Here is a 12,565-nt window from a genome sequence, read left to right as displayed (position 1 = left end):
GAATCAAATTTTTTATAAGGAGGGCTAGGATGTTTAAAGAAGCTATCGATCATAGACCAAAAAATAATTTTGCTTACACGTACTCAGAAGATAAAATGCACATACGTTTGCGCACAAAAAAGAAAGATATTAAATCTGTTAATCTCATTTTTGGAGACCCGTATGATTTTGTGAATGGGAAGTGGATGTATCTTAAATCTGAAATGAAAATGAGCGGATTTGATGAGTTATTTGATTATTGGTTCATTGAGGTCACTCCGGAATTTAAGCGCCTACGTTATGGATTTGAAATTTCTGACGGGCTAGAAACTACATATTACACAGAAAAAGGGTTCTATCCAGAACCTATTAGTGAGATAGGATATTACTTCTGTTTCCCATTTCTCAATAAAATTGATATTTTTGTAGCACCTGAATGGGTAAAAGATACGGTTTGGTATCAAATATTTCCTGAACGATTTGCTAATGGAAATGAGGATATTAATCCACCAAATACACTTGCTTGGGGGAGTACTAACCCGACGCCAGAAAACTTCTTCGGTGGTGATTTTGAAGGAGTCATTAACCATATTGATCATTTAGTTGAACTGGGCATAACCGGTATTTACTTTACGCCGATATTTAAGGCGTATTCAAATCATAAATATGACACAATTGATTATATGGAAATTGACCCTCAATTTGGGGATAAGGAGACCTTTAAGCGTTTGGTTGAAACATGTCATCAGCACGGAATTAAGGTCATGCTCGATGCAGTCTTTAATCACAGCGGCTATTACTTCCCACAGTTTCAGGATGTATTAGAAAACGGCGAGAACTCCGTGTATAAAGACTGGTTTCATCTTAGGGAGTTTCCAATTCAAATTGAACCTAAGCCAAACTATGATACATTCGCTTTTACTCCTCTTATGCCTAAGCTTAATACCGAAAATCAAGAGGTTAAGGATTATTTATTAGAGGTTGGCCGCTATTGGGTACGAGAATTTAATATTGATGGCTGGCGATTAGATGTAGCGAATGAAGTTGACCATCAATTTTGGAGAGAATTCAGACAAGAAGTTAAAGCAATTAATCCTGACGTATATATTTTAGGTGAAATTTGGCATGATTCGATGCCATGGTTGCAAGGTGACCAATTCGATGCAGTGATGAACTATCCTTTTACAACAGGTGCAGTTAAATATTTTGCAGAGGATACGATTCAAGCCACTGAATTTACGAATATGATTTCAAAGGTGCAGCATATGTATCCAAACAATGTGAATGAGGTTGCCTTCAATCTGTTGGACAGTCATGACACTCCACGAATTTTAACAGTATGTGGTGGCAATAAGGAAAAATTAAAGCTATTATATGTTTTCCAAATGTCATTTACCGGCTCCCCTTGTATTTATTATGGGGATGAAGTTGGTATGACAGGTGACCATGACCCTGGTTGTCGTAAATGTATGGTTTGGGATAAGAACGAACAAGATCACGAATTATTTAACCATCTCAAAAAGCTAATTCGTCTTCGCAAGGAACATCAAGCATTCAAAGAGAATGATATTCGCTTTATCGAAGCAAATGACGAAACGAATCACATTATTTATTCAAAAGCAGCAGGTAATGAGGAATTTATTTTTATCTTAAATAATTCTGCTGATAAACTAGAGGTTTCCGTTCCAGTCAACGGCAAGGATTATACTGATATTTGGACTGGGAAAACATATACGAATGAAGCCACCAAGATCCATTTAACACTAAACTCATACGGTTTTTCTATCCTTTGTGTCAGCAACCATTGTGGATAAGTGAATAACAAAAGCCTATGTTCATATTAGAACATAGGCTTTTTTGTTATGAAAGGCGATACACTCTTGCTTCGTATGGTTTTAGTTCAAGTTTATCTGTTGCTGAATGATGATCTACTTGATAGTTAGCAAGCAGTAGTCCTTCATCATTCATAATGATAGTAGGAACATGGAAATCTGCCTTTTTCTCAGATAAGTTCGCAATGACAATGACCTTTTCTTCTCCAAGCGTACGAGTGTAGACATACAGCTGTGGATCATCCTCAAGCAATAGATCATAACTACCATATGTGAAGATTTTATTTTCCTTCTTCAAACGAATCATTTTCTTATAAAAGGCTAAAATGGAATTAGAATCATTGCTTTGCTTTTCAACATTGATTTCCTCGAAATTCGGATTAACCCCAATCCAAGGCTCACCCGTAGTAAAGCCTGCATTCTCCTCCGCAGACCATTGCATCGGTGTTCTAGAATTATCGCGACTTGATGCCCTTGTAATCTCCATGATTTCCTCGTGCGAGACACCTTCACTGCGTTTCTTCTTATATAGGTTCTTAGTTGCAACATCATTATAGTCTTCAATGTTTGCAAAGTGAACATTTGTCATTCCGATTTCCTGACCTTGATAAATAAAAGGAGTCCCTTGCATTAGGAAATACATCGCACCAAGTGCAGTTGCACTTTCACGCCAGAATTCCTGATCATTTCCCCATGTTGAAACGACCCTTGGCTTATCATGGTTCTCGATGAATAATGCATTCCAACCCTTACCCTCGAGACCTTTTTGCCATCTTGTAAATACCTTCTTCAATTCGACGATATCTAAGCTTTGATTCGTCTCTGCATCCCATAAGCCTAAATGCTCGAATTGGAAGACCATATTAAACTTGCCCTTTTTCTCATCTACCCACTCATCAGCATGCTCAATATGCACACCATTTGCTTCACCGACAGTCATAATATCATACTTAGCAAATGTCTCTTCTTTTAGTTCTTGAAGAAATGTTTGAATCCCTTCCCGATTCATATGACCATCAAATGAAGGCACATAATCTAATCCATTCGGATTTGGCAAATCAGGAAGTCCAGCAATTTTCTTAATATGACTAATTGCATCAACTCGGAAACCATCAATTCCTTTATCAAGCCACCAATTAATCATATTGTATAGTTCCGTACGCACTTCTTTGTTTTCCCAATTAAGATCTGGTTGTTTTCGGGAGAAGATGTGTAAAAAGTATTGGTTTGTTTGGTCATCATATTCCCAAGCAGACCCATTAAAAATACTCTCCCAATTATTTGGCTCTTTCCCATCTACTGCATCACGCCAAATATACCAATCACGTTTTGGATTATCCTTACTTGAACGTGATTCAATAAACCATGGATGTTCGTCACTCGTATGGTTGATTACCAAGTCAACAATCAGCTTCATTCCACGCTGATGTGTCTCATGTAATAATTGATCAAAATCTGCCATCGTACCAAAATCATCCATAATGTCCTGGTAATCACTAATATCATAGCCATTATCATCATTTGGAGATTTATAGAATGGACTAACCCAAATAACGTCGATTCCCAAGTCTTTTAAATAGTCTAACTTTGAAATAATCCCCTGCAAATCACCTATCCCATCACCATTAGAGTCCATAAAACTCCTTGGATAGACTTGATAGGAAACAGCTTCCTTCCACCAAACCTGATTCATTATATTTCCTCACTTTTCTACATCGCTCTATTTTCTAAAATACTTAAACCTTCAATTTATAAACACGAGCCTCATATGGCTTAAGCTCGATTCTATTAATTGACTCTGCTTCGTCAACCTCATAGTTGCTAATAAATAGTTCTTTTGATTGATAATGACATTCGCTAGGAAGCTCAAAATTAGACGCCTCTTTTGAAAAATTCAATATCACCAAAAGCTTTTCTGCTCCAAGTGTTCTCGTATATGCATAAATCGTTGGATGATCTGGTAAAAGCAAATCATATGTACCATACACAACGATTTCATTCTCTTTACGCAGTTGAATCAACCTTTTATAATAATGGAAAATGGAGTTCACATCATTAACTTGTCGGTCTGCATTAATTTCATTGTAATTAGGATTTACCTTTAACCAAGGTGTACCGGCTGTGAATCCCGCATTTTCACTATCATCCCATTGCATTGGAGTTCTTGCATTATCTCTTCCTTTTACATAAATGGAACGCATAATATCCTTTGGATCATTGCCTTCCTCTAACTTTTCACGGTACATATTCAGCGTTTCAATATCTTGATAATCATCAATTGAATCAAAATGGACATTAGTCATCCCAATCTCTTCACCCTGGTAGATATATGGGGTACCTTGTAGCATATGCAAAAAGGTTGCTAACATTTTTGCAGACTCAAGCCAATATTCACCATCATCACCGAATCTTGAAACCATTCTCGGTTGATCATGATTATTTAAATACAAGCTATTCCAACCATCGTTTTCTAGACCCTTTTGCCACTTTGTAAAAGTAAACTTCAAGTCTTGCAACGTAAGGGGCTTCAGCTCCCATTTTCCACTTGGACCTGAATCTAAATCCATATGCTCAAACTGGAATACCATATTAAGTTCTTGACGATCTTCACCTGTGTAAAGCTGTGCCTGCTCTGTATCCACTCCTGGCATTTCACCAACGGTCATCACATCATATTTTGAAAGAACTTCTTTGTTCATTTCCTGCAAAAATTCATGAATTCGCGGGCCATTCATATAGAAGTCCGCACCTGAGGCATATTTCTTCCCTTCATGCGTCTTACCATCTGGTAATCCCGGGACTTTAGAGATTAAATTGATAACATCCATGCGGAATCCGTCAATTCCTTTATCCAACCAGAATTTCATCAAATCGTATACTTCTTGGCGAACCTTCGGATTTTCCCAATTCAAATCAGGCTGCTTTTTACTAAAAAGATGTAAAAAATATTCATTTGTTTGTTCATCATATTTCCAAGCAGATCCACTGAAAATTGACTCCCAATTATTCGGTTCCTTGCCTTCTTTTCCAGCTCGCCAAATATAGTAATCACGATAAGGATTATCCTTTGATTGTCTCGATTGTTGGAACCATTCATGCTCGTCTGAAGAATGATTGACAACGAGATCCATCATAAGCTTCATTTCACGAGTATGCATTTGTTCGAGTAATTCATCCCAATCTTCCATCGTTCCAAACTCTGTCATAATTTTGCGATAATCACTAATATCATAGCCATTATCATCATTTGGGGATTGATAGACAGGAGAAAGCCAGATCACATCTATACCTAAGTCTTTTAAGTAATCAAGCTTCTCTGTAATCCCCTTTAAATCACCAATTCCATCGCCATTCGTATCATTGAAGCTTCTTGGGTAAATTTGATAAACTACACTTTCTTTCCACCACGTTTTATTCGCCATTTTCCTCGCCCTCGTTTCTTATAAAAAACTTGAACATGATTTACGTTCAATCATCTTAGCTGGTATGGTTATTCGTTTTGGTAAAGACTCAGGATTTTTGATTTTCTCTATTAAACAATTTGCCGCTTCATAGCCTAATTGAAAGATATCAATATCAACTGAAGTTAATAATGGCTTTGAATGCTCTGCCATAAAATAGTTATTAAAACTAATAATTGATATATCTTCTGGAATTCTAATATTTAATGCTTCTAAATGACTAAATAACTCTAATGCAAGAAAATCATCTGTAACGACAAGCGCTGTCGGTGCGTCTGGAGAGGTTAAGAATGCGGTAATCGCACTTTTCTCACCTTTTAAATAGCTTTTTTGAATAATATAGTCCTCTCGAAATTCAATACCAGCTTCATGAAGTGCCTGTTTATAGCCTTCTATTCTGTCTATTGATAAAACAAAATCCATATCAATTCCTACAAATGCAATTTTTGAATGCCCTAATTGAATAAGGTAATCTGTCACCTGCTTAGTAATATAAATATTGTCATTATCAACAAATGTAATTCGTTCTGCCCCAACATAGGGGCGTCCGATAACTGTAAAAGGAAATCCAACATCAAGTAAGTATTTCATCACTTTATCATCTGTTCGGGAGTATAGAAGGATGAGTCCGTCTACCCGTCTTCCTTGCACTACTCTTGTAACTTCTTCAAAAATTTCATCCTCCGAACCACCTGTCGAGAGGTACATGCCATATCGATTTTCCTTAGCTTTTACGCTAATACCTCTAATAACCTCAGGAAAGAATGGATCTTGTAGTACGGTTGATGCAGAAAAAGGCATCACAATTCCAACCGTCTCCGTACTCTTAACGACAAGGCTACGAGCCTGGAAATTTGGGTGATAACCAAGCTGTTTCATTGCCTTTTTTACACGTTTCTTCGTTTCCTCGCTAATTCGCGAATTATTGGAGATGACTCTTGAAACTGTTGAAGGAGATACATTTGCTACTCTCGCTACATCTTTAATTGTGATTGACATATGGATCCCCCAAACTAGCTGTTCTTTCAATATATGTCCAGCTCCAGCGCCTAGGCCCTCGAGGTCAAATAACCTGATGCAAGAAAAGTCAAAGAACGACTTTTTTGCATCAGAACATTTGCTTGTCGGGCCTGGACAAGGCGCTTGCGCTTTTCTATTTAACCGATCCTTCTGATACTCCCTTGATAATTTGTTTTTGTAAAAAGAAGTAAACAATAATTACAGGGATAATTGCGATCGTTAATCCAGCTAGAGCTAAATGCCATTGCTTCGTATATTGACCGAAGAAATAGAACATTTTCAATGGAATAGTTTGCATTCCCTCTTGGTTAATTACTAGTGATGGTAATAAATAATCATTCCATATCCAAATAATATTAAGAATGGCAACTGTAACAGTAATTGGCTTTAGCATTGGGAAAATGATATGCCAAAAGATTTGGAAGCGATTTGCTCCATCAATTGTTGCTGCTTCATCTAATGATTTTGGAATAGCTGTAAGTGATCCATGATATAAAAAGATGGATAAACTACTACCAAATCCTAAATACATAAATATAATTCCAAAGCGGTTTAATAGCTCTAATTTCCCGAAGATTGATACTAACGGAATCATAACTGATTGGAATGGTATTAACATTGCAGCTACAAAGAGCATAAAGATTAATCCACTTACCTTACCTTTTCTTCTTGAAAGGGCATATGCTGCCATCGAAGAAAAGATAATGATAACAATTACACCTAAAATTGTAATTAGAGCTGAGTTGAAAAAGGTTCTAAGGAAATCAAGCTCTTCAAATGCTGTTACATAGTTATCCCACGTAAATACATCAGGAAGCTTTAATGTATCAGTAAAAATTTCTCGTTTTGTTTTAAATGAGTTAACTAGCATTAAATAAAAGGGAGATAGCCATAAAAGAGCTAAGAGTATGCCGAATATCTCTAATGCGTATAATTTTCTTTTCTTGCTCTTCATTACATTTCAACCTCCCTTTTCTTGTTCACATACACTTGTGTTAATGAAATCGCCGCGACAAATATGAAGAAAATAATTGCCTGCGCTTGGCCGTAAGCCCATTCGTTTCTTGAAAAGGCTGAATCAAAGATTTCCATTGCAACCATTTCTGTTGATCTGAACGGACCACCACCTGTTAATGATAGGTTTTGATCGTAAAGTTTAAATGAATTCGATAAGGTTAAGAACAAGCTAACCGTGAATGCTGGTGCAACAAGTGGAAATGTAACGTGAAAGAAACGTTGAAAACTATTTGCACCATCAATTTCTGCTGCTTCTAATAATTCCTGAGGCACACCCTCTAAATAAGAAATATAAATGACCATAATATACCCAGCCATTTGCCAGCTCATGAGAATTGCCAACGCCCAAAAGCCTGTTGTTTCTGTTGATAACCAGCCTTTTAGTCCTTCAATCCCAGTTAAATCTCCTATGCTCGCAAATACCTTCATAAAAATAAATTGCCAAATGAATCCTAGGATAAGTCCGCCAATTAAGTTAGGCATGAAGAAGATGGTTCGTAGAATTTTATTAGATTTTAGTTTTTGAGTGACGAGTAATGCTAATGAGAGACCAAAAAGGTTAATTAAGAAAATCGATACAACTGAAAATTTAATTGTAAACCATAAAGAATTTATGAAATTTTCATCTTGAAATAATCTTTTATAATGGTCAAAGCCGATGAATTCAGTGATTTGAATTCCATTCCAATCTGTAAACGAATAATAGACCCCGAATAGTAATGGCAGTACAACTACAACCGCAAGCGCAAACAGGGTTGGAGCTAAAAATAACCAATACCAAAGGTTACGTTTTTGCATTTTATATTCCTCCAATAATTGAAGTAGCAATCAACTACATTCTACTTATAAAGAGAGAAAACAAAGCAACACTTGCCGCCGCCTTGTTTTCCTTGTCTCTTGTTTCTATTATTTTCTTGCATCTTCCCAAGCTGCTTTAGATTCTTTAACTAAATCTTCCCAGCTCATGTTGTCACTAATGTATTTTTGGATATTAACACCAAGTTGTTGTTCGCCCCATGAAGTTGGATAGCCCATGAATACCCAAGGAATTGTTTTTCCTTCTGAAGCATAGTCATAAACTGCTTTTCCTAGTGGATCAGAAATTTTACTTGCATCAAAGCCATCATATGCAGGGATAAATTTGAAATCATTTAATACAGTTTCTTTACCTTCATCAGAAGTATATAACCAATCAAGGAATTTTTTTGCTTCAGCAATTTCTTTTTCATCTTTGTTTTTATTTACAGCCCAGTACATTGGAACACCTACTGGAATTGAATCTTCTTTGTATCCTACAACCGGAAGAGGTAAGATACTAATGTTGTTATTAGCTAATTCTTCATCAATTCCCGCGATTGAACCGTATACCCAGTTACCTTGTTGAATCATCGCAACTTTACCAGTTGAGAAAAGCTCTTCAACTTGCATTGAATAATCAAGGCTTACAGTTGGTTGTACAGAGTAATCATTTTGTAAGTCTAATACTTTTTTGAATGCATCTGCATATTTGAAATCAACAGTTTTTGCTTCGAAAGTATCAAGTACTTTACCTTCGAATTCAGGTGAAATGAAAGTATTTGATAAGTGTAATCCTGTTACCCATGCTTCTTTACCTGGTAGTGCAAATACTGCATCAAGACCTAAATCTTTCTTTTTGCTATCTAATGTTTTAACAGCTTCTTCTAGAGCTGCGAAAGTTGTAATATCAGCTGGATTGATTCCTGCTTTTTCAAATACTGCTGTATTGTAGATAAGTCCATAACCTTCTTGGTTGTATGGAAGACCTAGAACTTCACCATCTTTTGAAACGCCTTCAAGAGTTCCTTCAAGTGCAAGACCTGCTGCTTTTGTGTCAGAAAGGTTAGCTAATTTGCCATCCCAGTCTTTAACATCTTGTGGACCACCAACGTTGTAGATTGTTGGTTCATTACCTGAAGCAAATTTTGAACGTAGGGCAGCACCATAATCTTCTCCGCCACCTACAGTTGTGATATTAATTTTTACACCTTTGTTTAATTCTTCATATTGCTTTGCAACTTCCTCAAATTGATCTTTGAATTCTACTTTGAATTGGAAAATATCCACAGTTACATTATCTTTTGAAGATGATCCACCTTTATCTTTAGCATCTTCATCTTTGTTTCCGCAACCTGCTAGTACAACACTAAACATAAATAGCAGTGCCATTACGGCTGGTAAGAATTTCTTTGCCTTCATGCTTAAAACCCCCATTTTAGTTTTTAATAAATGAAATCGATGCGCAACACCGGAAATCGTTTGCATTAAATTGAACTTTTCCGTCGACTTTAATCAAGTTTTGGGAATTTCCACTTTAACATTAAACGCTTTCAAATTATGCGTATATATATAGATAACAACAGCTATCATCATCTATTTTTCATCAAAATAAAGTTATACTTTATTTTGCGCAAACGATTTCATTAACTAACACCACAATAATATCACGGAAAAAATACAATTACAACAAAAAAGTTTTATTTGCATTTATTCTTTCTTAATATGTGGCAAAAAGTCATAAATATACGATTTCCAAACAGCTTAAATATAGTACGTTCATGCTTTTTTCAAACAAAAAAACTCCCGAATAATCAGGAGTTCTTTACTAATTTCAACATTAATTTTTCAAGCATATCCTTTGTCATTGAGGACAAGTCATACTTAGCTTTAAAGCCCCATTCTTCCTTAGCTGCGGTAGCATCAATTGAATTTGGCCAGCTATCAGCAATTGCTTGGCGGCTTGGATCCACATTGTATTCCATCGTAAAGCTCGGGATGTGCTTTTTAATTTCTGCAGCAATTTCTTCTGGTGCAAAGCTCATAGCTGTTACATTGAATGCATTTCTGTGCTTAAGCTTCGACTCATCTGCTTCCATTAATTGAATGATTGCATTAAGAGCATCGGGCATATACATCATATCCATATACGTTCCCTCAGCAATATATGACGCATAGCGACCATTTTTAATTGCTTCATAGTAGATTTCCACAGCATAGTCTGTTGTGCCTCCACCTGGAAGAGCAACATATGAGATAAGGCCAGGAAAACGAAGTCCCCTTGTGTCCAGCCCAAATTTATGATTGTAGTAATCACACAGAAGTTCACCTGATACTTTATTTACACCATACATTGTTGTTGGACGTTGAATTGTGTCTTGAGGTGTTTGATCCTTCGGTGTTGAAGGACCAAAAGCACCAATCGAACTTGGTGTGAAAAACTGACATCGTAACTCCCTTGCAACCTCAAGCGCATTCACAAGCCCACCCATATTTAAATTCCATGCTAGTAGCGGCTTTGCTTCAGCTGTCGCTGATAAAAGTGCTGCTAAGTGAATAAGCGTATCCGCATCATATTTTTTCACAATATCATGCATCGCTTTTCCATCAGTTACATCTAAAATTTCAAATGGGCCATTGTTAACAACCTCACTACCATTATTGCGAATATCTGTCGCAATAACATGATCTGCCCCATATACTTCTCGCATTCTTGTAATGAGCTCTGATCCAATTTGGCCAAGAGCCCCTGTTACCACAATTTTCTTCATTCTAGATTCCTCCAAAAAGGTATGAGATTGTTATTTAATAATTCCCATATCCTTGGCGACTTTTACATATATCGCAACTGCTTGATCGAGCATTTCTTTTGTATGCGCGGCAGATGGCATATTTCGAACACGTCCTGTTCCTTGTGGGACAGTAGGAAATACAATTGACTTCGCATATACGCCTTCATCAATTAGCTTCTTACTGAATTCTTGAGTCTTCAGCTCATCACCGATGATAACTGGTGTTATTGGTGTTTCACTATGTCCAATATCAAAACCACGTTCTTTTAATTGTTGTTTGAAGTAATTTGCATTGTCCCAAAGCTTATCATGAAGCTCTGTGCTTTCCATTAAAATATCAATTGCTTTTGTTGCTGCAGCTACATCTGCTGGTGGTAATGCAGTTGAGAATAAAAATGGTCTACTGCGAACCTTTAACCATTCAATCAATTCCTTTTTACCCGCTACATACCCACCAACAACACCAATTGCTTTTGAAAGTGTTCCAATCTGGAAGTCGATTTTATCGGATAAGCCAAAATGCTTAACCGTACCAGCACCTTTGCCTAATACACCAGAACCGTGTGCATCATCGACATATGTAATTAGATCAAATTCCTCTGCAATTTTCACAATTTCGGGTAGGTTGGCTACATCTCCATCCATTGAAAAGACACCATCTGTAATGACCATGATTTTATTATATAAACCAGATTCCTTCGCATCTTTTGCTTTTGCACGTAAATCATCCATATCAGAGTGATTCACACGGATAATTTTTGCCTTTGATAGACGACAGCCGTCAATAATTGAGGCATGGTTAAGCTCATCTGAAAGAATCGCATCATTTTTATCCATAACAGCTGAAATGGCTGCCATATTACAGTTAAAACCAGATTGGTAAGCAATTGCTGCTTCTGTATGTTTAAATTCAGCTAGCTTTTCTTCTAATTTGACATGAAGATCAAGTGTACCATTAATCGTACGAACTGCACCTGCTCCTACACCATACGTATGAATCGCTTCTTTTGCGACCTCTTTAAGGCGCTCATCTGTTGCCAAGCCTAAATAGTTATTAGAGGAAAGGTTAATGAGTTCCTTCCCATTAATTTTAATAATTGGACCATTCGCACTTTCTAATGGATCAATTACATTAAAGAGCCCTTTCGACTTCAGATCTTCAAGATTTTCATGTAAAAAAGAATCTAATACTTTTGACATAACGACATCCCCCTTTTGTTTGTTTAAATTACACAAATGTCCACCCTAGAAATACACAAAATAACTTAATAAACCTTTATATATCAACATTTAATATTATCACTATATCACAAATTATATCATTTGTTTATATGAGGTGTACACTTTTTTCTTATCATACTATTATATTGTTTGCAAAGCTATAATGTGTAATTCACGTGAATATTGAGTTATTATTCTAAATTATTCAAAATATTGTTATAATAAAGGAAATATTTTCTGGTGGGAGAAAAGAAAATGAAAATGGCTGATGAGAAGGAGATTTCTTATATCGAAAAGGCATCAAGATTTACATGCTTGTATTTTATAGTTTCACTGCTTTTCCTGACTTTTTATAATTTAGCGAAGAACGACAAACTTGGATTAGAGACAGGTATACTATTAGTAGGCATCCTTTTATTTTTTCGCTTAAAGGCATATTATGCAAAAA

General features: G+C 36.3%; 10 protein-coding genes. 2 read left to right on the top strand and 8 right to left on the bottom strand.

What is annotated here, in order from left to right; all coding sequences use genetic code 11:
* Positions 1-29: 29 nt before the first annotated feature.
* Positions 30-1,793 carry an alpha-glycosidase gene (locus tag MJG50_RS12460; RefSeq protein ID WP_240256064.1) on the top strand — a complete coding sequence of 588 codons (1,764 nt, stop codon included), beginning with the start codon at positions 30-32 and terminating at the stop codon, positions 1,791-1,793.
* Between the two features lie 46 nt (positions 1,794-1,839).
* On the opposite strand, the gene MJG50_RS12455 is transcribed toward MJG50_RS12460, so the two are convergent.
* The 8 genes from MJG50_RS12455 to MJG50_RS12420 form a co-directional block, all read right to left on the bottom strand.
* Positions 1,840-3,504, bottom strand: a complete 1,665-nt coding sequence (locus tag MJG50_RS12455) for a glycoside hydrolase family 13 protein (protein ID WP_240256063.1) — start codon at positions 3,502-3,504, stop codon at positions 1,840-1,842.
* A 43-nt stretch (positions 3,505-3,547) separates the two neighbouring features.
* Positions 3,548-5,233, bottom strand: a complete 1,686-nt coding sequence (locus MJG50_RS12450; protein ID WP_240256062.1) for a glycoside hydrolase family 13 protein — start codon at positions 5,231-5,233, stop codon at positions 3,548-3,550.
* 18 nt (positions 5,234-5,251) lie between these two features.
* Positions 5,252-6,271 carry a LacI family DNA-binding transcriptional regulator gene (locus MJG50_RS12445; protein ID WP_240256061.1) on the bottom strand — a complete coding sequence of 340 codons (1,020 nt, stop codon included), beginning with the start codon at positions 6,269-6,271 and terminating at the stop codon, positions 5,252-5,254.
* Between the two features lie 154 nt (positions 6,272-6,425).
* Positions 6,426-7,247 (bottom strand): carbohydrate ABC transporter permease, encoded by an 822-nt coding sequence (locus MJG50_RS12440; RefSeq protein ID WP_240256060.1) that lies wholly within the window; start codon positions 7,245-7,247, stop codon positions 6,426-6,428.
* Positions 7,247-8,107, bottom strand: coding sequence for a carbohydrate ABC transporter permease (locus tag MJG50_RS12435; protein ID WP_240256059.1), 861 nt, complete (start codon positions 8,105-8,107; stop codon positions 7,247-7,249). Before MJG50_RS12435 ends, MJG50_RS12440 begins: the two co-directional genes overlap by 1 nt.
* 108 nt (positions 8,108-8,215) lie before the next feature.
* Positions 8,216-9,526 (bottom strand): ABC transporter substrate-binding protein, encoded by a 1,311-nt coding sequence (locus MJG50_RS12430; RefSeq protein ID WP_240256058.1) that lies wholly within the window; start codon positions 9,524-9,526, stop codon positions 8,216-8,218.
* A gap of 392 nt (positions 9,527-9,918) precedes the next feature.
* Positions 9,919-10,875 (bottom strand): L-threonine 3-dehydrogenase, encoded by a 957-nt coding sequence (locus MJG50_RS12425; protein ID WP_240256057.1) that lies wholly within the window; start codon positions 10,873-10,875, stop codon positions 9,919-9,921.
* A 30-nt stretch (positions 10,876-10,905) separates the two neighbouring features.
* Positions 10,906-12,096, bottom strand: coding sequence for a glycine C-acetyltransferase (locus tag MJG50_RS12420; RefSeq protein ID WP_240256056.1), 1,191 nt, complete (start codon positions 12,094-12,096; stop codon positions 10,906-10,908).
* Between the two features lie 276 nt (positions 12,097-12,372).
* Here MJG50_RS12420 and MJG50_RS12415 point away from each other — a divergent pair.
* Positions 12,373-12,565, top strand: a 193-nt coding sequence (locus MJG50_RS12415; protein ID WP_240256055.1) for a hypothetical protein, incomplete at its 3' end; no start/stop codon positions are given.

The sequence above is a fragment of the Fredinandcohnia quinoae genome (genome assembly GCF_022427965.1).
GTDB lineage: Bacteria > Bacillota > Bacilli > Bacillales > Bacillaceae_L > Ferdinandcohnia > Ferdinandcohnia quinoae.
The sequence above is the reverse complement of the archived record's forward strand: the minus strand, read 5'-3'. Positions and strand labels throughout refer to the sequence as shown.